At 59.4% G+C, this 23587-nt stretch carries 19 protein-coding genes and 1 tRNA gene; 17 read left to right on the top strand and 3 right to left on the bottom strand.

Annotated elements, in window-relative coordinates; all coding sequences use genetic code 11:
• The first annotated feature begins 374 nt into the window (after nt 1–374).
• From dnaG to KHO07_RS02460, 7 genes are all read left to right on the top strand, one after another.
• Nucleotides 375–2348 carry a DNA primase gene (gene dnaG / locus KHO07_RS02490; protein ID WP_150703844.1) on the top strand — a complete coding sequence of 658 codons (1974 nt, stop codon included), beginning with the start codon at nt 375–377 and terminating at the stop codon, nt 2346–2348.
• A gap of 67 nt (nt 2349–2415) precedes the next feature.
• Nucleotides 2416–4263 carry an RNA polymerase sigma factor RpoD gene (rpoD, locus tag KHO07_RS02485; protein WP_150736124.1) on the top strand — a complete coding sequence of 616 codons (1848 nt, stop codon included), beginning with the start codon at nt 2416–2418 and terminating at the stop codon, nt 4261–4263.
• 124 nt (nt 4264–4387) lie between these two features.
• Complete coding sequence (locus tag KHO07_RS02480) at nt 4388–8134, top strand: EAL domain-containing protein (RefSeq protein WP_212626399.1); 3747 nt, start codon at nt 4388–4390, stop codon at nt 8132–8134.
• A 15-nt stretch (nt 8135–8149) separates the two neighbouring features.
• Nucleotides 8150–8226 (top strand) — tRNA-Ile (locus KHO07_RS02475).
• A gap of 405 nt (nt 8227–8631) precedes the next feature.
• Nucleotides 8632–8940, top strand: a complete 309-nt coding sequence (locus KHO07_RS02470; RefSeq protein WP_212626398.1) for a DUF3077 domain-containing protein — start codon at nt 8632–8634, stop codon at nt 8938–8940.
• An 80-nt stretch (nt 8941–9020) separates the two neighbouring features.
• Nucleotides 9021–9623: a nucleotidyltransferase domain-containing protein gene (locus tag KHO07_RS02465; protein WP_212626397.1), complete on the top strand. Its 603-nt coding sequence runs from the start codon at nt 9021–9023 to the stop codon at nt 9621–9623.
• Nucleotides 9613–10041, top strand: a complete 429-nt coding sequence (locus KHO07_RS02460; RefSeq protein ID WP_212626396.1) for a hypothetical protein — start codon at nt 9613–9615, stop codon at nt 10039–10041. Before KHO07_RS02465 ends, KHO07_RS02460 begins: the two co-directional genes overlap by 11 nt.
• Before the next feature lie 15 nt (nt 10042–10056).
• Here the strand turns inward: KHO07_RS02460 and KHO07_RS02455 are convergent, their stop codons facing one another.
• Nucleotides 10057–10737 carry a peptidase M41 gene (locus KHO07_RS02455; RefSeq protein WP_212626395.1) on the bottom strand — a complete coding sequence of 227 codons (681 nt, stop codon included), beginning with the start codon at nt 10735–10737 and terminating at the stop codon, nt 10057–10059.
• A gap of 155 nt (nt 10738–10892) precedes the next feature.
• Here KHO07_RS02455 and KHO07_RS02450 point away from each other — a divergent pair, with 155 nt between their 5' ends.
• From KHO07_RS02450 to KHO07_RS02405, 10 genes are all read left to right on the top strand, one after another.
• Nucleotides 10893–11354 (top strand): Lrp/AsnC family transcriptional regulator, encoded by a 462-nt coding sequence (locus KHO07_RS02450; RefSeq protein WP_046029956.1) that lies wholly within the window; start codon nt 10893–10895, stop codon nt 11352–11354.
• A gap of 230 nt (nt 11355–11584) precedes the next feature.
• Nucleotides 11585–13267, top strand: a complete 1683-nt coding sequence (locus KHO07_RS02445; RefSeq protein WP_212626394.1) for an NAD(P)/FAD-dependent oxidoreductase — start codon at nt 11585–11587, stop codon at nt 13265–13267.
• A 12-nt stretch (nt 13268–13279) separates the two neighbouring features.
• Nucleotides 13280–14074: a carbon-nitrogen hydrolase family protein gene (locus KHO07_RS02440; protein WP_150736119.1), complete on the top strand. Its 795-nt coding sequence runs from the start codon at nt 13280–13282 to the stop codon at nt 14072–14074.
• A gap of 48 nt (nt 14075–14122) precedes the next feature.
• Nucleotides 14123–16552, top strand: coding sequence for a pyrroloquinoline quinone biosynthesis protein PqqF (pqqF, locus tag KHO07_RS02435; RefSeq protein ID WP_212626393.1), 2430 nt, complete (start codon nt 14123–14125; stop codon nt 16550–16552).
• Nucleotides 16553–16710: 158 nt separating this feature from the next.
• Nucleotides 16711–16785: a pyrroloquinoline quinone precursor peptide PqqA gene (pqqA, locus tag KHO07_RS02430; RefSeq protein ID WP_003444522.1), complete on the top strand. Its 75-nt coding sequence runs from the start codon at nt 16711–16713 to the stop codon at nt 16783–16785.
• Nucleotides 16786–16866: 81 nt separating this feature from the next.
• Complete coding sequence (gene pqqB / locus KHO07_RS02425; protein ID WP_150736117.1) at nt 16867–17778, top strand: pyrroloquinoline quinone biosynthesis protein PqqB; 912 nt, start codon at nt 16867–16869, stop codon at nt 17776–17778.
• Nucleotides 17779–17903: 125 nt separating this feature from the next.
• Complete coding sequence (gene pqqC / locus KHO07_RS02420; RefSeq protein ID WP_212626392.1) at nt 17904–18656, top strand: pyrroloquinoline-quinone synthase PqqC; 753 nt, start codon at nt 17904–17906, stop codon at nt 18654–18656.
• Entirely contained in the window at nt 18653–18928 is a 276-nt protein-coding gene (gene pqqD / locus KHO07_RS02415; RefSeq protein ID WP_212626391.1) for a pyrroloquinoline quinone biosynthesis peptide chaperone PqqD, read from the top strand. Before pqqC ends, pqqD begins: the two co-directional genes overlap by 4 nt.
• Complete coding sequence (pqqE, locus tag KHO07_RS02410; RefSeq protein WP_150736115.1) at nt 18900–20072, top strand: pyrroloquinoline quinone biosynthesis protein PqqE; 1173 nt, start codon at nt 18900–18902, stop codon at nt 20070–20072. The genes pqqD and pqqE overlap by 29 nt, the downstream gene beginning before the upstream one ends.
• Nucleotides 20038–21864 (top strand): S9 family peptidase, encoded by a 1827-nt coding sequence (locus KHO07_RS02405; RefSeq protein WP_212626390.1) that lies wholly within the window; start codon nt 20038–20040, stop codon nt 21862–21864. The genes pqqE and KHO07_RS02405 overlap by 35 nt, the downstream gene beginning before the upstream one ends.
• Nucleotides 21865–21957: 93 nt before the next feature.
• Here the strand turns inward: KHO07_RS02405 and KHO07_RS02400 are convergent, their stop codons facing one another.
• Both KHO07_RS02400 and KHO07_RS02395 read right to left on the bottom strand, forming a co-directional pair.
• Nucleotides 21958–22116 (bottom strand): YqaE/Pmp3 family membrane protein, encoded by a 159-nt coding sequence (locus KHO07_RS02400; protein WP_003228885.1) that lies wholly within the window; start codon nt 22114–22116, stop codon nt 21958–21960.
• 164 nt (nt 22117–22280) lie between these two features.
• Nucleotides 22281–23564 carry an aminotransferase class III-fold pyridoxal phosphate-dependent enzyme gene (locus KHO07_RS02395; RefSeq protein WP_212626389.1) on the bottom strand — a complete coding sequence of 428 codons (1284 nt, stop codon included), beginning with the start codon at nt 23562–23564 and terminating at the stop codon, nt 22281–22283.
• Nucleotides 23565–23587: the final 23 nt, after the last annotated feature.

Below are 23587 nucleotides of genomic sequence, written 5' to 3'. Positions count from 1 at the left end.
AGACAAATCTGCTTCATCACGTCAGACCTGGCTCTTTTGCCAGCGGTGCACGTCTTTTCTGACGAGCCTTTCAAGGCTACTGACGAGCACACTCACTGATTCCTCTCACGACGATCAGCCCAAGGCATCACACGCATGCCAAATGATGAGCTATCCGAGACCTGTTACGGGTCGCAGCCGGATTCAGCGCAACACTTTCAACTAGTCGATGACTGATGAGCATTAACGTCAGTGGATTTTCGGCAGATACACTTCCCGATAGCGATTACGCAGACGACACTGGTCGAGCCGCATACCCTGCGCGCCTCAAACAATGACCCGCGTTTGGCCGCCCTTCGTTTCGGGCACCTTTAAGCGCAGATGACGAGAACGCCATGGCCGGGCTAATTCCCCAGAGCTTCATTGACGACCTTCTGAACCGCACCGACATCGTCGATGTGGTCAGCTCGCGCCTGCAACTGAAAAAAGCCGGCAAGAACCACACCGCCTGCTGCCCGTTTCACAAAGAAAAAACACCGTCCTTCAGCGTCAGCCCCGACAAGCAGTTCTATTACTGCTTCGGCTGCGGCGCTGGCGGTAATGCCCTCGGCTTCATCATGGACCACGACAACCTGGATTTCGTCCAGGCCGTCGAAGAACTGGCCAAAGCCGCCGGCATGGAAATCCCCCGCGAAGAAAGCGGCCGCCCGCACAAGCCGCGGCAACCGACCGATTCGCCGCTGTATGCGCTGCTCACCGCTGCCGCCGATTTCTATCGCCAGGCCCTGAAAAGCCATCCATCGCGCAAAGCTGCCGTGGATTATTTGAAAGGCCGCGGCCTGACCGGCGAAATCGCCCGTGATTTTGGTCTGGGCTTTGCTCCGCCAGGCTGGGACAACCTGTTCAAGCATCTGAGCAGCGATACCCTGCAACAAAAAGTCATGATCGACGCCGGCCTGCTGATCGAGAACGCCGAAACCGGCAAGCGCTACGATCGCTTCCGCGATCGCGTGATGTTCCCGATCCGCGACAGCCGCGGGCGCATCATTGCTTTTGGTGGCCGGGTCCTGGGCGATGACAAGCCGAAATACCTGAACTCCCCGGAAACCCCGGTGTTCCATAAAGGCCAGGAACTCTACGGCCTGTATGAGGCGCGCAAGAACAACCGCAACCTCGACGAAATCATCGTCGTCGAAGGCTACATGGACGTCATTGCCCTGGCCCAGCAAGGCTTGCGCAATGCCGTCGCAACGCTGGGTACCGCCACCAGCGAAGAGCATATGAAGCGACTGTTTCGCGTCGTGCCCAACGTGCTGTTTTGCTTCGACGGTGACCAGGCCGGCCGTAATGCCGCCTGGCGTGCACTGGAAGCTACCTTGTCGAGCCTGCAGGACGGCCGCCGCGCGCGCTTTCTGTTCCTGCCCGAAGGCGAAGACCCGGACACCCTGATCCGCTCCGAAGGCACCGATGCCTTCCGCGCACGCATCAACCAGCACGCACAACCACTGGCCGACTATTTCTTCCAGCAACTGACTGAAGAATCGGACCCGCGCTCGCTCGAAGGCAAGGCCCACATGGCCACCCTCGCGGCGCCGCTGATCGACAAAGTGCCTGGCGCCAACCTGCGCATCCTGATGCGTCAGCGCCTGAGCGAAATCACCGGCCTAAGCGGCGAAGCGGTAAGTCAGCTGGCTCAAAGCGCCCCACAGGAAGCGCCACCGGCATACGACCCCGGCTTCGATTACGACGCAATGCCCGATTTCAGCGACTATCATCAGCCGCAATCGCAAGAAATGTATGTGCCGCAACAGGAATGGACGCCTAAGAAACCCGGCGCGGGCGGCAAGAAATGGGACAAAAAACCGTGGGACAAGAACGGCAAACGAGGCGGCGATCGCGATCAACCGCCGCGCAAACCGATTGCGGTCGAAGCACCTACGCTGATTGCGCTACGCACGCTGATTCATCATCCGCAGCTGGCTGGCAAGGTAGAAACCGCCAACCATTTCGCCAATGAGAGCAACACCTACGCACAGTTGCTGGTAGCCCTCATCGAGGCGGTGCAAAAAAATCCTAAGCTAAACTCAATTCAGCTCATGGCCCGCTGGCACGGCACCGAACAGGGACGCTTGCTCAAGGCCCTGGCAGAAAAGGAATGGCTGATTCAGGGCGACAACCTTGAACAACAGTTTTTAGACACCATTACTAGGTTATCAGCGGGTCAGCACACCGATAGCCTGGAAGAACTCATCAGGAAAGCGAAGCAGCCAGGATTGACTGCCGAGGAAGCAAATCAGATCGCAAATCAGATGCGCGACCTATTAAAACGCAATATGGCTGTACCAAACCCGACCTCAACTGGCGCGTGAGGTCATAGCTCAGGTATAATCCTCGGCTTGTTTTTTGCCCGCCAAGACCTTCAGTGGATAGGGTGTTATGTCCGGAAAAGCGCAACAGCAGTCTCGTATCAAAGAGTTGATCACACTGGGTCGTGAGCAGGGCTACCTGACTTACGCGGAGGTCAACGACCACCTGCCGGAGGATATTTCAGATCCGGAACAGGTGGAAGACATCATCCGCATGATCAACGACATGGGGATCAACGTATTCGAGGTTGCGCCAGATAAGGATTCCCTTATGCTGGCCGACGCCGATACCGACGAAGCCGCGGCCGAAGAGGCAGCTGCTGCGTTGGCAGCGGTCGAGACCGACATTGGTCGCACTACCGACCCGGTGCGCATGTACATGCGCGAAATGGGTACGGTAGAGCTCCTCACTCGTGAAGGCGAAATTGAAATCGCCAAGCGTATTGAAGAGGGCATCCGTGAAGTGATGAGCGCAATCGCGCACTTCCCTGGCACGGTTGACCATATCCTCTCCGAGTACACCCGCGTCACCTCCGAAGGTGGTCGCCTGTCTGACGTCCTGAGCGGTTACATCGACCCGGACGACGGCATTGCGCCGCCTGCCGCCGAAGTGCCGCCGCCGATCGATCCGAAAGCCGTGAAAGCGGACGACGATACCGACGACGATGAAGCTGAATCTTCGGACGACGAAGAAGAAGCCGAAAGCGGTCCGGATCCGGTCATCGCCGCACAGCGTTTTGGCGCGGTTGCCGATCAGATGGAAATCACCCGCAAGGCCCTGAAAAAGCACGGTCGCAACAACAAGGCGGCGATCGCCGAACTGTTGGCGCTGGCCGAGCTGTTCATGCCGATCAAACTGGTGCCGAAGCAATTCGAAGGCCTGGTCGAGCGTGTTCGCAGTGCCCTGGATCGTCTGCGTCAGCAAGAGCGTGCAATCATGCAGCTCTGCGTACGTGATGCTCGCATGCCACGTGCCGATTTCCTGCGCCAGTTCCCGGGCAACGAAGTCGACGAAAGCTGGACCGACGCACTGGCCAAAGGCAAAAGCAAATACGCTGAAGCCATTGGTCGCCTGCAGCCGGACATCATTCGTTGCCAGCAGAAGCTGACCGCGCTGGAGACCGAAACCGGTCTGACCATCGCCGAGATCAAGGACATCAACCGTCGCATGTCGATCGGCGAGGCCAAGGCCCGTCGCGCGAAGAAAGAGATGGTTGAAGCGAACTTGCGTCTGGTGATCTCCATCGCCAAGAAGTACACCAACCGTGGCTTGCAATTCCTCGACCTGATCCAGGAAGGCAACATTGGTTTGATGAAAGCGGTAGACAAGTTCGAATACCGCCGCGGCTACAAATTCTCGACTTATGCCACCTGGTGGATCCGTCAGGCGATCACTCGCTCGATCGCCGACCAGGCCCGCACCATCCGTATTCCGGTGCACATGATCGAGACGATCAACAAGCTCAACCGTATTTCCCGGCAGATGTTGCAGGAAATGGGTCGCGAACCGACCCCGGAAGAGCTGGGCGAACGCATGGAAATGCCTGAGGACAAGATCCGCAAGGTATTGAAGATCGCGAAAGAGCCGATCTCCATGGAAACCCCGATCGGTGATGACGAAGACTCCCATCTGGGTGACTTCATCGAAGACTCGACCATGCAGTCGCCAATCGATGTTGCTACCGTTGAGAGCCTTAAAGAAGCGACTCGCGAAGTGCTGTCCGGCCTCACTGCCCGTGAAGCCAAGGTACTGCGCATGCGCTTCGGTATCGACATGAATACCGACCACACCCTCGAGGAGGTTGGTAAGCAGTTCGACGTGACCCGTGAACGGATTCGTCAGATCGAAGCCAAGGCGCTGCGCAAGTTGCGCCACCCGACGAGAAGCGAGCATCTGCGCTCCTTCCTCGACGAGTGATCACAAAACCCCCGGCCCAGGCCGGGGGTTTTGTTTTATGGCAGATTAATATCGCCGCACCTCCCCCCTCCCCTCCGTAGCCCGTCTACACTCGAAACATTCCCCGAGCCATAACGAGACCGTTATGCCCAGACTGTCGACCGTGCTTTTTTTACTGTCGCTGATGACCTGGACCGCAACGGCTGGCGCGCTGACTCTTACCGACGAAGAACGCAGCTGGCTTGCGGACCACCCGGACTTGCGCCTGGGTGTCGATGCGTCCTGGCCGCCCTTTGAGTTTCGCGACGATGAGGGGCGCTATCAGGGCCTTGCGGCGGACTATATCAACGTGATCCGCCAGCGCTTGGCCGTCAAACTGACGCCTATCGAACCGGTCAGCTGGACCGCTGTGCTGGAGCAGGCCAAGCAAGGTCACCTCGATCTGTTGCCAGGCATCATGTCGACCCCGGAACGCCAGGCTTTTCTGTCATTTACCCGCCCCTACCTGGACTTTCCGATTGTAATCCTGGCCCACGTCGGCGGTGCCCAGCCACGCAAACTCGACGACCTGTACGGCCTGAAAATCGCCGTGGTGGAAAACTATGCGCCCCACGAACTGTTGCGCACTCACCATCCCGACCTGAACCTGGTGGCCATGCCCAATGTCAGCTCGGCCCTGCAGGCACTGGCCACCGATGAAGTGGACGCCGTCGTGGGCGACCTTGCCTCCAGCGTCTGGAGCCTGCGGCAACTGAAGCTCGACGGGCTCTACGTCAGTGGCGAGACACCCTATCGTTACCAACTGGCCATGGGCGTACCGCGGAATAACAAAGTGCTGGTCGGCATTCTCGACAAAGTCCTGGCCGACATGACCCCCGCCGAAATCAACAGCATCCAGGAGCAATGGGTTGGCAACGTTCTCGACCACCGCACGTTCTGGTCCGACCTGCTGCTCTATGGCCTGCCGGGCTTATTGCTACTGATCACCGTACTGGCCGTGGTGATCCGGATCAACCGCAGACTGAGTTCGGAAATTGCCCGACGGGTCGACCTGGAACAGGAACTGCGCAGCAGCGAATATCACTATCGCGGCTTGGTGGAGAGTTTGTCGGCCATCGCCTGGGAAGCGCGGATGAGCGACTTCACCTACAGCTATGTGTCGCCCCACGCCGAAGACCTGCTGGGCTATCCCTTGTCCCATTGGCTGATCCCGGGCTTCTGGCGCAACATCATTCACCCCGCCGACCTCATCCGCGCACAAAGCTTTTGTGACCACGAAGTCTTGGCCGGGCGCGATCACAGCCTCGATTACCGAGTGATCACGGCGGATGGGCGCTGCCTGTGGGTGCGTGACATTGTCAGTTTGATTGAACACGGGCATGAGCCGGTGATGCGCGGGCTGATGATCGACATCAGCGAGGCCAAGCGCACCGAAGAAGCGCTGCGGCTGTCGGAGCAAAAGTTTGCCTCGGTGTTCCAGCAATGCCCGGACATCCTGGTCATCGCGCGACTGTCCGATGGCTGCCTGCTGGAAGTCAACGAAGCCTTCGAGGAGCAGATCGGCTTGCGTGCCGAAGACGTCATCGGCCAGACCGCCACCAATCTCAAGATCTGGGGCATTCCCGGCGTGGGCCCGGGTTTGCTGCAACGCTTGCAGGCCGGCAGCATCCGCAACCTGGAAATGCCGTTTCGCCGCAGCAATGGCCAGGTGTTTACCGGCCTGATCTCCGCCGAACCGTTCGACCTCGATACAACCCCGGCGCTGGTGGTGGTCGTGCGCGACATCACCCAACTCAAGGAAACCCAACAGCAACTGCAAACGTCCGAAGAGAAATTCGCCAAGGCGTTCCACGCCTCTCCGGACGGTTTGTTGCTGTCGCGCCAGAGCGACGGCCTGCTGATTGAGGTCAACGAAGGTTTCAGCCGCATTACCGGGTTCAACAGCGCGATGTCGGTCGATCGCTCGGCCCTCGATCTCGGGATCTGGGTCAACCTCAACGAACGCAAGCAGATGCTCGACCTGTTGCACCGCGACGGTTTCGTCCGCGACTTCAGTTGCCATATCCGCCGCAGCGACGGGCAGATCCGCCTCTGTGAGGTGTCCAGCCGTCCGTTGCCGATCGGTGACGAGGACTGCATGTTGACCATCGCTCGCGACATCACCGAGCGCCACCTGATGCAGGAAAAATTGCAACAGGCCGCTACCGTATTCGAGAGCACCGCCGAAGGCGTGTTGATCACTGACACCCAACAGCACATCAGCGCGGTCAACCGGGCGTTCACCGAGATCACCGGTTACAGCGAAAGCGAAGCGCTGGGTCACACCCCGCGCCTGCTTGCCTCGGGCCTGCATGACAGCGCGTTCTACGCCGCAATGTGGCACCAATTGACCGCCGAAGGTCACTGGCAAGGGGAGATTTCCAACCGGCGCAAAAACGGTGAGCTCTACCCGAGCTGGCTGACCATCAGCGCCGTGCGCAACCGCGACAAATTCATCACGCACTTCGTGGCGGTGTTCGCCGATATTTCCAGCCTCAAGCACGCCCAGGCCAAGCTCGACTACCAGGCCCACCACGACCCGCTGACCGGCCTGCCCAACCGTACGCTATTCGAAAGCCGCCTGCTGACCGCGCTCAATACCCAGAAAGAAAATGGCGGCCAAGGCGCCGTGCTGTTCCTCGACCTCGACCGTTTCAAACACATCAACGACAGCCTCGGCCACCCGGTCGGCGACCTGCTGCTCAAGGGCATTGCGGTTCGCCTCAAGGAACAGTTGCGCGATATCGACACCGTGGCGCGCCTGGGCGGCGACGAATTCATCATCCTGCTGCCCGGCCTGCAGCAACCCAGCGATGCCGACAACATTGCCACCAAGCTGCTCAATTGCTTTACCGCGCCGTTCCAGGCCGGTGAGCACGAGTTCTTCATCAGCTCCAGCATCGGCACCAGCCTTTATCCACAGGACGGCTGCGACGTGGCCACACTGATCAAGAACGCTGACGCGGCGATGTATCGCTCCAAGGCCAAGGGTCGTAACCGGGTCGAAAGCTACACCCGCGACCTCACCGCCCAGGCCAGCGAACGCGTCGCCCTTGAACACGAACTGCGCCGCGCCATCGAACGCAACGAACTGCACCTCTACTACCAGCCAAAGATCAGCCTCGACGACTACCGCCTGGTAGGCGCCGAAGCCTTGATCCGCTGGCGCCACCCGACCTTTGGCGACGTGCCACCGGAGCACTTCATCTCCCTGGCCGAAGAAAACGGCATGATCCTGCAGATCGGCGACTGGGTGCTGGAAACCGCCTGCCGGCAAATGCACGAGTGGAACAAATCCTACGAAGGCCTTGGCCCCCTGTCGGTCAACCTCGCCGGCGCACAACTGCGCCAGCCGAACCTGCTCGGGCGCATCGAACAACTGCTCAAGGACTACCGCCTCGAACCCGATTTACTGCAATTGGAGATCACCGAAAACTTCATCATGAGCCAGGCAGAAGAAGCGCTGGCCGTGTTGCACCAACTCAAGCAGCTGGGCGTGCAACTGGCCATCGACGACTTCGGCACGGGCTACTCGTCATTGAGCTACCTCAAACGCCTGCCGCTGGACATCCTCAAGATCGACCAATCCTTCGTCCGCGGCCTGCCGGACGATCCCCACGATGCAGCGATCGTTCGCGCCATCATCGCCCTCGGGCGCAGCATGCAATTCACCGTGATTGCCGAAGGCGTCGAGACCCAGGCGCAACAGCAATTCCTCGCCACCGAAGGCTGTGAACAAATCCAGGGCTACATCGTCAGCCTGCCCCTACCCCCCGACGAATTTGCCGCGACGTTTCTTCGTACGACCGTATTGGATTTTTCGGATAGCACAGCCGCGAAACCGTCGCTATAATCCGCGACCTACTGAGGGCCTATAGCTCAGTTGGTTAGAGCAGAGGACTCATAATCCTTTGGTCCACGGTTCAAGTCCGTGTGGGCCCACCAAACATGAAAGCCGCGCAATGCGCGGCTTTTTCGTGTCTGGGGTTTGGTTTTGTTTACTTAAGGTCTCGCTTTATCGGATGACGCCGTAGGACCTTGTAGGCAAACTCTGAATCTTCTATTTGGGCACTTTGGCACCTTGTTGCGCTTTTGTTTGACGGGATAGTCTCTGGACGTCGCTGACCATTCAGCGATCGGGCTTGGAAACCCGTCGAACCGTAGCGCAACAGTGCCCAATCAAGACTGCAGCCGTTTTTATCGCTGCAACTCTGTGTCATGGCAGCTGTGCGTGGGACGCTTTCGAGCGTGCCGGTTTCTCTGGTTCCCGGTTTTCCAACCTGCGCTCAGCTGCCACCCATTCGCTTGGAAACGAAAGTGGCGGTTCCCTGAATAACCAGGAGTTATCCCATGAGTAAAATCAATCCGCCCTTACCTTCAGAACAAAAAACCATCGGCTTCACCCCCTTCATCTACTGCAAGAACCAGGCGCTGTTCCACGTCAGTCGCGGCGTTCCGCTGGCTGATGCATTAGCTCAGGCTTCCGATCTGTTGTACCTCGCCAAGGGGTTGACCATGGATGCCGCCTACGCCAAAGACACTGACCGCCACGCCTGGGCGGCGCATTACCTGACGGCCATGAGCAAGGCCGTGATTGATGATGTGGCGAAAGTGCTGGAACGTGTCCCAGTTCAAACCGGAAAGGAAGCAAACCCATAGAAAAACACATAATCACGGCAGAGTTGAAAATTCCCAAAAAGGGACCTATCGTTCCCTTTTTGGGACTCATAGAATTGACCATGCCCGCCATCCCGCTCAGCGATGCTCTGTTCACTGCTACTCAGCAAAAAGTGCTGGGCATTTTGTATGGCAAACCGGATCAGAGCTTCTATGCCAATGAAATATCCCGCTTGGCGCAGGTCGGCAAGGGCAGTCTGATGCGTGAGCTGGAGCGTTTGCACGGCGCGGGCATTCTCACAATGAGTCGACGGGGTAATCAGACCCACTACCAGGCCAACCCTGAGTGCCCCATCTATTTGGAACTACTTGGGATCGTGCGTAAGACTTTTGGCATAGCAGAGCAGCTGCGTACGGCACTGTCTCCGGTGTCTGATCAGTTTGTATGGGCGTTCATCTATGGCTCCATTGCCAAGGGTAATGAGCATGCAGGCAGTGACATTGATCTGATGTTGATCGGCGAAAATCTCAGTTACAGCGACTTGATGGAACGGCTGTTACCCGTAGAGGAACAACTCGGCCGCACCATTAACCCAACGCTCTACACACTGGCCGACTGGCAAGCCAAGAAAGCGGCCGGCAACAGCTTTGTCGTGCGGGTTGAACAACAGGAAAAAATTGATTTGATTGGCCGTAATCCAGCGGAGATAGCCAATGGGCAGTAACGAAAATCTGGAGAATCTTGTTCGCAGCGGCGGTCTCAAAGCCGAAGCGCCAGATCGCAATGAATGTGAGGGGCTGCTGAGATCGGCCGCGGACCGTTTGAAGGATGCTCACAGTTCCGCACTGTCGTTCGCCAGTCGTTTCGACCTCGCCTATAACTCCGCACATGCCCTTGCACTGACGGCCATGCGTTTGCAGGGTTTTCGCTCTGACCGCCGTTACCTGGTGTTTCAGTGCCTCGTACATACTCTCGGACTTAACAAAATTCAGGTACGCCTTTTCGCGCTTTGTCACGAGCGCCGCAATCTGGCTGAGTACGAAGGTTATATGGATGTGGACGAAACCCTTCTGGCTGAGCTGCTAGCGGCGACTGATGCACTGTTGTTACTGGTGCAAGACGCAATGCTTGCTAGCAAATAACACTTCAGCCCTTCATTATTTCCAGACCTGAACGGTCTCCTGGAAACCGTCAGCCCCAACACCCACCAAAGGAATATCCCGCACCGCCCGCATCCGTTCCAGCATCGGCCCGGTGAACACAACTTCATACGTATCCGCCGCCCGCCCCCACTGCTCCACGATAGCCATGCCGTCGACCAACGCCACGGCCAACCCGGCAATCGTTTCGGCTTGATCCTCTATGATTTTTTGCGTCCGAACCCACACCCGATCCGTCATGGCTTTTAGCTGCGCCGCTATTCGCTCAGACGACGCCGGGGCGGTTTCGGGATAGACGATGTTGCGCAGCAGATGCTGCAGCTCCCTGATTTTTGCGTAGTCCTGTTCCGCCCCCTGCTCGCCTTTGAGGATGGCTGTGGCTTTGGGCTTGTCGACGCGTTTCGGGGCTGAAGGTTTTGATGGGAGTGTCTGCGCCATCGCGCCCGCCAGGAGCACCATCATCCGGGCTTCGAGATGTTCTTTCATGGCGCCCAGCGATGAAATTGGCCGCACCAGCGTAATGCAGGCCCCGCCCTGGTGGCGCAAGTCCATAGTCACCGTCAGGGTTACGCCGCCCGTGGCAAAACCCAGGGCGCGGGCCACGACGTAGTGGCCCATTTCGTGATGGGCGATCTGCAATGCGCGTTCGCGTACTGGGGTCGGTAGCTTAGTTGTCATGTCCTTCGCCTCGCGCCCTCGACTGCCTCAATCCTAGCCGATTTCCACGCACACTTTTTCGCCCGACAAAACGCCTCAGCCCTTACTCGCGAGCGTCGTGCATTAACTGCCTGTAACATGCTTGCGCATCGATTCATGCCGCTGGAGACATTTCTTTGCCTGACATTCGCCCACCCGTTCTCGATGAAATCGATCGCCAATTGATCGCGGCCCTGCAAATCAACGCCCGCGAAAGCGTGGCCATGCTCGCCCGGCAACTGGGCATCGCCCGCACTACCGTCACCTCACGCCTGGCGCGGCTGGAAAAAGCCAAGGTGATTACCGGTTATGGCGTGCGTCTCGGGCAACGCGTGGTGGATGGCGGGTTGCAGGCGTATGTCGGGATTACCGTGCAGCCGCGCTCGGGCAAGGAAGTGTTGCGAAGGCTGAGCGCGATGGCGCAGGTGCAGCAATTGTGTGCGGTGAGTGGTGAGTTCGATTATGTGGCGTGGTTACGCACCGATTCGCCGGAACAGCTGGATCAGTTGCTGGATCAGATTGGCAGCGTGGATGGGGTGGAGAAGACCACGACGTCGATCATCTTGAGTAGCAAGATTGATCGGGGGCAGCCGGTTTGATTATTTGTGCATGGCTTCAGGGTTGTCTGGGCTGAGGCCGTCGCGAGCAAGCTTGCTCCTACAGGGCCCCCATTGTCAGTTTATGTGGTTTGTTCGTCAGATTGATCTTAATACTGGCAAAACGACGACACTTTGCGTCTTATTAACGTGTTCTGTGCTCTCTAGAATGGCTGGCATCTTTTCCTATACTCAGATGCGCATTCCGCGTCGGGTCGCCAGCAAGGTCAGCCATGAACAAGAACAATCGCCATCCTGCAGACGGTAAAAAACCAGTCACCATTTTCGGCCCGGACTTTCCTTTCGCTTTCGACGACTGGATCGAACACCCGGCCGGCCTGGGCAGCATTCCCGAGCACCATCACGGTGCCGAAGTGGCGATTGTCGGCGCCGGTATCGCAGGACTGGTGGCCGCTTACGAATTGATGAAGCTTGGCCTCAAGCCCGTGGTCTATGAGGCGTCGAAGTTGGGCGGTCGCCTGCGCTCCCAGGCCTTCAACGGCACCGACGGCATCGTCGCCGAACTCGGCGGCATGCGCTTTCCGGTGTCCTCCACCGCGTTCTATCACTATGTCGACAAGCTGAACCTCGAAACAAAACCCTTCCCCAACCCCTTGACCCCGGCCTCCGGCAGCACTGTCATCGATCTGGAAGGCAAGACTCACTACGCACAAAAACTGGCGGATCTTCCTGCACTGTTCCAGGAGGTCGCCGACGCCTGGGCCGACGCCCTGGAAGCCGGCTCGCAATTCGCTGATATCCAGCAGGCCATCCGCGACCGCGACGTTCCGCGCCTCAAAGAGCTGTGGAACACCCTTGTACCGCTGTGGGACGACCGAACCTTCTACGATTTCGTTGCCAACTCCGAAGCCTTCGCCAAGCTGTCGTTCCATCATCGCGAAGTGTTCGGCCAGGTCGGTTTCGGGACCGGTGGCTGGGACTCGGACTTCCCCAACTCGATGCTGGAAATCTTCCGCGTGGTGATGACCAACTGCGACGATCACCAGCACTTGGTGGTCAGTGGCGTGGAACAAGTGCCTCAGGGCATCTGGCGCCACGTCCCGGAACGCTGCGTGCACTGGCCGCAAGGTACTAGCCTGAAGTCGTTGCACAGCGGTGCGCCTCGTTCCGGCGTGAAGAAAATCGCCCACGCGCCGGACGGGCGTTTTGCGGTCACCGACAACAACGGTGACACCCGCGAATACGCCGCAGTGCTGACCACCTGCCAGAGCTGGCTGCTGACCACCCAGATCGAATGCGACGAAACCCTGTTCTCGCAAAAGATGTGGATGGCTTTGGACCGCACCCGCTACATGCAGTCGTCGAAAACCTTCGTGATGGTTGACCGCCCGTTCTGGAAGGACAAAGACCCGGAAACCGGCCGCGACCTGATGAGCATGACACTCACCGATCGCCTGACCCGCGGCACTTACTTGTTCGACAACGGCGACGACAAGCCGGGGGTGATTTGCCTGTCGTACTCGTGGATGAGCGACGCGCTGAAAATGCTTCCGCACCCAGTGGAAAAACGCGTGAAGCTGGCATTGGATGCGTTGAAGAAGATCTACCCGAAAGTCGACATCGCCGCACGAATCATCGGCGACCCGATCACTGTTTCGTGGGAAGCCGACCCGCACTTCCTCGGTGCCTTCAAAGGCGCCCTGCCCGGCCATTATCGCTACAACCAGCGCATGTACGCGCACTTCATGCAGGACGACATGCCAGCCGAGCAGCGCGGAATCTTCATCGCTGGCGACGACGTTTCGTGGACGCCAGCCTGGGTTGAAGGCGCGGTGCAGACCTCGCTCAACGCGGTGTGGGGGATCATGAAACACTTCGGCGGTGCAACTCACGCCGAGAATCCGGGTCCAGGAGATGTGTTCAACGAGATCGGACCGATCGCCCTGCCCGAGTAAGAGGAATCCGAAATGCGCGTAGCCCTTTACCAATGTCCACCGTTGCCTTTGGATGTCGCCGGCAACCTGCAACGCCTGCATCAGCTTGCACTGGAAGCCAAAGGTGCAGATTTGCTGGTGCTGCCGGAGATGTTCCTGACTGGCTACAACATCGGCGTCGATGCCGTCAGCGTGCTGGCGGAGGTGTACAACGGTGAGTCGGCGCAACAGATCGCGCGCATTGCCAAGTCTGCCGGGATCGCCATTTTGTATGGCTATCCCGAGCGCACCGAGGACGGGCAAATCTACAACGCCGTGCAACTGATCGACGCCACCGGCGAGCGCGTCTGCAACTACCGCAAGACGCATTTGTTCGGCGATCTCGATCGTTCGATGTTCAGCGCCGGCGCCAACGATTTCCCGGTGGTTGAACTCAACGGCTGGAAGCTCGGTTTCCTGATCTGCTACGACCTGGAGTTTCCGGAAAACGCCCGACGCCTGGCGCTCGAGGGTGCCGAGCTGATTCTGGTACCGACGGCGAATATGATTCCTTTTGATTTCATCGCCGACGTCACGGTCCGCGCCCGCGCCTTCGAAAACCAGTGCTATGTGGCGTACGCCAATTACTGCGGGCATGAGGGCGACATCCATTACTGCGGCCAAAGCAGCATCGCCGCGCCGGATGGCAGCCGCATCGCCCAGGCGGGTCTTGATGAAGCGTTGATCGTCGGTGAATTGGACCGTCAGTTGATGAGCGACTCGCGCTCCGCCAACCGCTACCTCCTCGACCGTCGCCCGGAGCTTTACGGCGACCTGAGCAAGCGCTGATCCCCTGTTATCCGCTAGCATTGGCACTTCACTGTTCTGGAAGTGCCCATGCCCGCGCTGAATCACCCTCGCCCCCACACTGAAACCCTGGCCAACGGCTTGCGGGTGACGCTTCGTCATGGCCCGAATTTGAAGCGTTGCGCGGCGGCGTTAAGGGTCGCTGCGGGCAGTCACGACGTGCCGCTGGCGTGGCCCGGCCTGGCGCATTTTCTTGAGCACTTGTTGTTTCTCGGGACTGAGCGTTTTCCTGCGGGCCAGGGGCTGATGGCCTACGTACAGAGCCACGGCGGGCAACTGAATGCGCGGACCAGCGAGCGCACCACGGATTATTTTTTTGAATTGTCCCCCTTGGCGTTCGCCGGTGGTCTGGAGCGTCTGTCAGACATGCTCGCCCACCCGCGTATGAATCTGGACGATCAGCAGCGGGAACGGGAGGTGCTGCACGCGGAATTTGTCGCGTGGTCGCAGGATCCGGCGGCGCAACAGCATTTGGCGTTGTTCGAGGGGCTGTCCGAGCGTCATCCGCTGCGGGGTTTCCATGCCGGCAATCGCGATAGCCTGCCGCTTGAGCAACCGGAGTTTCAGCAGGCATTGCAGGACTTTCATCAGCGGTATTACCAGACCGGACAAATGACCTTGAGCCTGGCCGGGCCGCAGAGTCTTGATGAGCTGCGGGTGATGGCCGAAGCATTTGGCAATGCCATCGCCCAAGGTGAAAAAGTCCCGCAACAACTCCCCGTGCCGCTGACGACGACTTTAAATCCAAGTTATCAACAGGCTGGTGAACGTCGGCTGGATTTGCTGTTTGCCCTCGAAGCGCTGCCCGACTCCTCCCGTGAAGCCTTGGAATTCCTGTGCCATTGGCTCAATGCCGAGAAACCGGGCGGTTTGCTGGCGGATTTGCGCGAGCGCGAACGGGCGGAAAAGCTCAAGGCAGAAATGTTGTATCAATTCGCCGGGCAAGCCTTGCTGCACATCGAATTCACAGTGCCGGGGCAATCACCAGTAACCGGCATTCGCGAACGCCTAACGGATTGGCTGGGGTTCTTCGCCCGGCAAGACTGGAGCAGGTTGCGAGAAGAATACGCCGCCCTGCTCCAGCGCCAGCAACACGTCAGCCCTGCTTTGCAATTAGCCCGACTGGACAGCGAACAACGCGATGTCGGGTTATCCGAAGCCGGTGTAAAAGCCCTTGAACACATCCTCAAACAGATCGGTGCTGTGGATAACTTCAGCGGTCCATGGCGGCTGCCCGCACCGAATCCGTTCCTGAGCACCGAAACGCCAGCGCCCAACGCCGGATTGATTCGCGGCCAGACCAGCGCCCACCGCGGCTTGCGCACATTTGCCCAGGATCGCTCGCGCAGCCGTCGCGAACGTTCACCGATGCAATTCAGCCAGGCCTTGCCGGACAACGGCGTTGATGGCGCGATTTATCTACGCTGGCGCCTGGAATCAACACCCGGCAACCGGCTTCAAACACGGCTGGACAACAATCTGCATGCGCTACGCGAAGACGCGCGTCAGGCGGGCGTGGACTTTTCCTTCAGCGCCTCGGGCAATGAATGGCTGCTGAAGATGACCGGTTTACAGGAGCCGATGCCCAAGGTCCTGGAGCACGCGCTGAAAGAGCTGACAAAGCCTGACGCCGTGGTCTCACAATCAGAACCGCCGAGCGTTGCACTGATACCTATTCGACAGTTGCTCAAGGCTTTGCCCGATCACTGCCTTGAGCACACCGCGAATACCGACGACCTGCAGCAACTTTGGTCGAATGCACGCTGGGACGGTCTGGCGATGGGCCTGTCCGCCCAGACTCAAGCAGCCATGGGCCTGGCTTTGAGCCGCATACCCGGCACGCCGGACGCTCAACTGACCCTGCCACCTTCGATCCAGTCACAATGCTTGTGGAACACTGTCGATACCGACTCGAGCGAGCATGCGATCCTGCTGTTCTGTCCGACTGCAACCAACGAATTGGCCGACGAAGCCGCGTGGCGTTTGCTGGCACACCTCTGTCAGACACCGTTCTACCAGCGCCTGCGGGTGGAGTTGCAGTTGGGTTATGCAGTGTTCAGTGCCCTACGCCAGATTCACGGGCAAACCGGGCTGCTGTTCGGCGTGCAATCGCCCAGCGTAGCGCCGGTGGACCTGTTGCAGCACATTGAGCAATTCTTCAGCAGGTTGCCGGAGCTGATCAACGTCATCGACGACAACGCCTTCATTGCCCAGCGCCAGACATTGGCCGGGCAGTTTTCCAACGCGGCGTTGCCCACTGCCCTGGCTGCGGAATTGCTTTGGCAGGGCAAGTTGGCGGGCCGCTCGTCGGATTATCTGGCGCAATTGCCCGAAGCCATTCTCCTGATCGACCGGGCCAGTTTGCTGGCCGCCGCACAACGTTTGAAGCAGGCGGCGGGGGGCTGGCGCTGCCTGGCCAACAGCCCCGCACCGAGCGCGCCCTGGCAAGCGACAAAATGATCATTACCGGGGCTGCAATGAGCTTTCTCAAAGTTTCACAGGCAAACTCTTTGAAATTTTGAGTAACATAGCAGCCTAACTATTTGGAACATCTCTGACTTGAGGTGGACTATACCTATAGATAGCGCTGTCCCACCCTACCTGAAGGAGTTCAATTTATGGCCTGGACCAAACCGGCTTACACCGACCTGCGTATCGGCTTTGAAGTCACCATGTACTTTGCAAGCCGCTAATCTCTGCCTTGGCAGATGAGCAGCACAACGCCTCGGATATCCGAGGCGTTTTATTTTCAGCGTTGAAATGATGGAGCGCCCATGTTTGTCCAGATTCTAGGTTCCGCTGCCGGCGGCGGTTTCCCCCAGTGGAACTGCAACTGCGTGAACTGCGCAGGCTTTCGCGACGGCAGCCTGCGGGCCAAGGCGCGGACGCAATCGTCCATCGCGATTTCCGATGACGGCGTGAACTGGGTGCTGTGCAACACCTCCCCGGACATTCGCGCCCAGCTTCAGAGCTTCGCCCCGATGCAACCGGGCCGCGCCCTGCGCGATACCGGGATCAGCGCGATCATCCTGATGGACAGCCAGATCGACCACACCACCGGCCTGCTCATGCTGCGTGAAGGTTGCCCGCATCAGGTCTGGTGCACCGACATGGTCCACGAGGACCTGAGCACCGGTTTTCCGCTGTTCACCATGCTCAACCACTGGAATGGCGGACTGACCTGGAACCGCATCGAACTCGACCAGAGCTTCAGCGTGCCGGCCTGCCCGAACCTGCGTTTCACCCCGCTGCCCCTGCGCAGCGCCGCGCCGCCCTATTCCCCGCATCGATTCGACCCGCATCCGGGCGACAACATCGGCCTGATCGTCGAAGACCTGAACACCGGGGGCAAGCTGTTCTATGCACCGGGCCTGGGCAAGGTCGATGCCTCGTTGCTGGAGATCATGGCCGGGAGCGACTGCCTGCTGGTGGACGGGACGTTGTGGGACGACGATGAAATGCAGCGCCGCGGCGTCGGCACCCGCACCGGTCGCGAGATGGGGCACCTGGCGCAGAACGGCCCTGGCGGCATGCTCGAAGTCTTTGAGCAACTGCCACAGCCGCGCAAAGTGCTTATCCACATCAACAACACCAATCCGATTCTTGATGAAGATTCGCCGCAGCGCGCGGAGCTGGATCGGCGCCAGGTTGAAGTGGCGTATGACGGCATGAGTATTGTGTTGTAGCTGACGCCCTATCACTGGCAAGCCAGCTCCCACAGGGGCACGCGATACCTGTGGGAGCTGGCTTGCCAGCGATGACGTCCGACCAGACACCAAAGATTTCAACGGTTGCACACCGGAGAACCGAAATGACTGACACCCCGATGTCCCCCGCCGAATTCGAGGCCGCCCTGCGTGCCAAGGGCGCCTACTATCACATCTATCACCCGTATCACGTGGCGATGTACGAAGGCCGGGCGACCCGCGAGCAGATCCAGGGCTGGGTCGCCAACCGTTTCTACTATCAGGTGAACATCCCCCTGAAGGATGCGGCGATTCTGGCCAACTGCCCGGACCGCGAGATCCGTCGCGAGTGGATTCAGCGCCTGCTCGACCACGACGGCGCGCCCGGTGAAGACGGCGGTATCGAAGCCTGGTTGCGCCTGGGCCAAGCCGTTGGCCTGGACCCGGACCAACTGCGTTCCCAGGAACTGGTGCTGCCCGGCGTACGTTTCGCCGTCGATGCCTACGTCAATTTCGCCCGCCGCGCCAGTTGGCAGGAAGCCGCCAGCAGCTCGCTGACCGAACTGTTCGCACCGCAGATCCACCAGTCGCGCCTGGACAGCTGGCCCCAGCACTACCCGTGGATCGACCCGGCCGGCTACGAGTATTTCCGCACTCGCCTGGGCCAGGCACGGCGCGATGTCGAGCACGGTCTGGCGATCACCCTTGAGCATTACAAAACCCGGGAAGGCCAAGAGCGCATGCTGGAAATTCTCCAGTTCAAACTGGACATTCTTTGGAGCATGCTCGATGCCATGAGCATGGCCTACGAACTCAAACGCCCGCCGTATCACAGCGTGACCGCAGAACGGGTCTGGCACAAAGGAATCACCTTATGAGTTTCGATCGCAGCAAGACCCCGACCTGGCGTCCCGGCTATCGCTTCCAGTACGAACCGGCACAGAAAGGCCATGTGCTGCTGTACCCGGAAGGCATGATTAAGCTCAATGAAAGTGCCGCGTTGATTGGTGGTTTGATTGACGGCGAGCGCGACGTCGCGGCGATCATCAAGGCGCTCGACGAACAATTCCCCGGCGTGCCCGAGCTCGGTGACGACATCGAGCAGTTCATGGAGGTTGCCCGTGCGCAGCACTGGATCGAACTTACCTGAATCATCGGTGCAAGTACCGCCCAAACCAGAAATTGGCCTGCCGCTGTGGCTGCTGGCCGAGCTGACGTACCGCTGCCCGCTGCAATGCCCGTACTGCTCAAACCCGCTGGACTTCGCCGAGCAAGGCAAGGAGCTGAGCACCGAACAGTGGATCAAGGTGTTTCGTGAAGCGCGGGAAATGGGCGCGGCGCAACTGGGCTTTTCCGGTGGCGAACCGCTGGTGCGTCAAGACCTCGCCGAGCTGATTGGCGAAGCCCGCAAACTGGGCTTTTACACCAACCTGATCACCTCCGGCATCGGTCTGACCGAACAGAAAATCAGCGATTTCAAGAAGGCCGGGCTCGATCATATCCAGATCAGTTTCCAGGCCAGTGACGAGCAGGTGAACAACTTGCTGGCCGGTTCCAAAAAGGCGTTCGCGCAGAAGCTGGAAATGGCCCGCGCAGTGAAAGCCCACGGCTATCCGATGGTGCTTAACTTCGTTACCCATCGGCACAACATCGACAAGATCGACCGCATCATCGAGCTGTGCATCGCCCTTGAAGCGGACTTCGTCGAGCTCGCCACTTGCCAGTTCTATGGCTGGGCGCAGCTCAACCGCGTCGGGCTGTTGCCGACCAAAGAACAATTGGTACGCGCCGAACGCATTACCAACGAATATCGGGCCAAACTCGAAGCCGAAGGGCATCCGTGCAAGCTGATTTTCGTCACGCCGGATTACTACGAAGAACGTCCGAAAGCCTGTATGAACGGCTGGGGCAGCATTTTTCTGACCGTCACACCGGACGGAACCGCGTTGCCGTGTCACGGTGCCCGACAGATGCCTGTGCAGTTTCCCAACGTGCGCGACCACAGCATGCAGCACATCTGGTACGACTCGTTCGGCTTCAACCGCTTTCGCGGCTATGACTGGATGCCCGAGCCCTGCCGCTCCTGCGACGAGAAAGAAAAAGACTTTGGCGGCTGCCGCTGCCAGGCATTCATGCTCACTGGTGACGCGAGCAATGCCGACCCGGTGTGCAGCAAATCGGAACATCACGGCGTGATCCTCAAGGCCCGCGAAGAAGCCGAGCACGCTACCCAGACCATCGAACAACTGGCCTTTCGCAATGAACGAAACTCACGCCTCATCGCCAAAAGCTGAACCGCTCAGCGCCGGCAAGGCCGTGGCTGCCGGCATCGACTTTGCCGAATTGCAAGTCGGCCAACACGGTTTGTTCTGGAACGAATATCGTCCCGAGGACGCCGCGTGCCGGATCTGGCATTGGCGCGCAGGCGCAGCGACATGCCTGACGCCGCCAGGGTTCAGTGTGCGCAGTCGGGTGTATGAATATGGCGGTGGCGCGTTTTGTCTGACGGACGACGGGATCGTCTTCGTCAATGAGGCTGATCAGCAGCTGTATCGTCAATCACTCCACGGCGAGACGCCCGAAGCGCTGACATCCGGGGAGTGCCGCTTCGGTGACTTGCAGTTCGCCCAGGGTCAGGTGCTGGCGGTTGAGGAAAACCGCGACCGACACCGATTGGTGGCGATTGATCTGGCGGATGGCGCGCGGCATTTGCTGGCCGAGGGCGCCGACTTTTACGCAGCCCCGACGCTCAGTCCCGACGCCAGTCGACTGGCCTGGATTGAGTGGAACCGCCCCGACCAACCGTGGACGGCAACCCGCTTGATGGTTGCCGAACGCCAGAGTGACGGTGGCTTTGGCCCAGCCTCCTGCGTGGCCGGAGACCATGCTGAAGAATCCCTGCAGCAACCGCGATTTGATAGCGCCGGCCGCTTGTTCTGCCTGACCGATCGGGGTGGTTACTGGCAGCCGTGGATGGCATCGCAAAACGCTCTGACCCCACTGCCGAGTGTTGCCGCCGATCATGGCCCGGCACCCTGGCAGCTCGGTGGCTGCACCTGGCTACCGCTGCACGACGGCCATTATCTGGCGAGTTGGACTGAAGACGGTTTTGGCCGGCTGGGCCTGCGTGGCGATTGCTGTGAAGACTTCACCGGTGACTACAGCCGCTTCCGTCACCTCGCCATGGATGAGCAGTTCATTTACTGCATCGCCGCCTCGCCGGTCAGCTCCGCCGCCGTGATCGCGATCGATCGGCAGTCGCGGCAAGTCAACGTGCTGGCCGGTGGTGTTGCGCCGCTACCTCCTGAAAAGATCAGTCGCCCGCAAACCCTGCGCTATCCAAGCGGCTCGGGCGAGGCTCACGGTTTCTTCTATCCCGCAATGACCGGCGAGGCGAAACCACCGCTGGTAGTGTTCATCCACGGCGGCCCGACTTCGGCGTGCTATCCGATGCTCGACCCGCGCATTCAGTACTGGGCGCAGCGCGGTTTCGCCGTGGCAGATCTCAACTACCGTGGCAGCAGTGGTTATGGTCGCGCCTACCGTCAGGCCCTGCATTTGAGTTGGGGTGAGGTCGACGTCGAAGATGCGTGCGCGGTGGTCAGCCATCTCGCCGATCGTGGCTTGATCGATGGCGACAACGCGTTCATCCGCGGCGGCAGCGCAGGTGGTTACACCACACTGTGCGCGCTGGTGTTCCATGACGTGTTCCGCGCCGGCGCCAGTCTTTATGGGGTCAGCGATCCGGTCGCGCTGGGCCGGGCTACCCACAAGTTCGAGGGCGACTACCTCGATTGGCTGATCGGTGATCCCGTACAAGACGCCGAGCGCTATGCCGCGCGCACGCCGTTACTGCACGCGGGCAACATTCGCGTGCCGGTGATCTTTTTCCAAGGAGAACTCGACGCCGTGGTCGTGCCTGGGCAGACCCGCGATATGGTCGAAGCGCTGAAAAACAACGGCATCCTGGTTGAAGCGCATTACTACGCGGATGAACGTCACGGCTTCCGCAAGGCCGGCAATCAGGCCCATGCGCTGGAGCAGGAGTGGTTGTTTTATCGGCGAGTGATGGAGAGTACAGGCTGAAATAGGTGGTGCTTCAATCGCTGGCAAGCCAGCTCCCACAGAACGTTGATTTCCTGCAGGAGCCTCGCTTGCCAGCGATCACGCGTCCCTAATTCAACGCTTGGCGATGATGTACACCGCATGCACGATCCCGGGAATATAACCGCACAACGTCAGCAGAATATTCAGCCAGAACGCCCCGCCGAATCCCACTTGCAGAAACACGCCCAGCGGCGGCAACAAGATGGCGATGATGATGCGAATGAAGTCCATGGGCAGCTCCTGATTGAAGTGGACTCATGCGAGCCCTACACCTAATCGACCTTTGCCGTTGGTCAGGGTTCAGTGAGTCTAGAAGACAAAAAAACGCCCCACACCAAAAAAATCAGGTGTGAGGCGTGCGTTTTACCGCGAGACGGTTCGGAGGGCGCGTCTGATCAGACGGCAATCCCCTTGCGGCACTGCAGTTGCGCAGTGCGCACGCGGGAGAAAGCGCGGGCCAGGCGCAGGAGCATTTCATCGATGTTGGCCTTGCTGACGGTGAGCGCCGGGGTGAAGCGCAAGCAGTCCGGTTGCGGGGCGTTGAGCAGCAAGCCTTCGAACAACGCTGCCTTGACGACGGCATCAGCAGAATCTTCGGAGAGCGTCAGCCCCCAGAGCAGGCCTTGTCCGCGCAGTTCGCCGTGGCCATAGCGATGGGACAAGCGCTGCAAACCTTCACGCAAGTGCTGGGCGGTTTCCCCGACATGCTCGAGAAATCCTTTGTCCTGCACGCTCTCAAGTACCGCCAGACCTGCCGCAGTCATCAGTGCGTTGCCATGATGCGTGCCGCTCAGTTCGCCAGTGTCGAAACAGCACGCCTTGCCCCGCGCCAACAACGCCGCCAGGGGCACGCCACCGCCCAACCCTTTGCCAAGGACGACGATATCGGCGCGCACGCCGCAGGACTGTTCGGCAAGTAAAGCGCCACAGCGACCCATTCCGGTTTGCACTTCGTCAAGGATCAACAGGATGCCCAGCTCTCGACACAGACGTTCAACGCCTTTGAGGTAATGTGCCGAGGCCGGGATCACCCCGGCTTCGCTTTGGATCGGTTCGAGCATGATCGCCACGGTCCGCTCATCTACAGCCGCGTGCAGCGCCGGAAGATCGTTGAAGGGCACACGACTGAACCCCGGCAACTGCGGCTCAAATCGGTTGGTCTGCGTCGAACTGTCCGACGCAGAAATCGTCGCCAGGCTACGACCATGACAGCCGTTATTGGCGACGATGATCCGCGAAGCGCCGCCGCGATGCTGTTGACCCCATTTGCGCGCCAGTTTGATCGCCGCCTCACAGGCCTCGCTGCCCGTGTTGAGCATATACGCCTGATCGCTGCCGGTGCTGAGACACAGGCGTTCGGCGAGATTGAGCATGCCGCGGTTATGCAGGTTGGAACCGGGATTGATCAGATTCTGCGCCTGCGCCGTGATGGCATTGACCAGCGCCTTTGGACTGTGGCCGAGGCTATTGGCACCGCCGCCCTGGGAAAAGTCCAGATACGCGCGATCATCGCTGTCCCACAACCACGAACCTTGGCCGCGGACAAATATCTGTTGCGGCCGCTCGGCACTGGGCATCAGGCACTCACTGGAGAGGTTGTCGTTTCTGGAGGCGAATGAGGCATCCGCGACCAGATCATCAAGGCATGGCGAAGCGCGGCGCAGGCTGAACAGATTCATCGGTTCAACCCTCGTTTCAGGTT

It is taken from the genome of Pseudomonas sp. PP3 (assembly GCF_905336995.1).
Classification (GTDB): domain Bacteria; phylum Pseudomonadota; class Gammaproteobacteria; order Pseudomonadales; family Pseudomonadaceae; genus Aquipseudomonas; species Aquipseudomonas reinekei.
The sequence above is the reverse complement of the archived record's forward strand: the minus strand, read 5'-3'. Positions and strand labels throughout refer to the sequence as shown.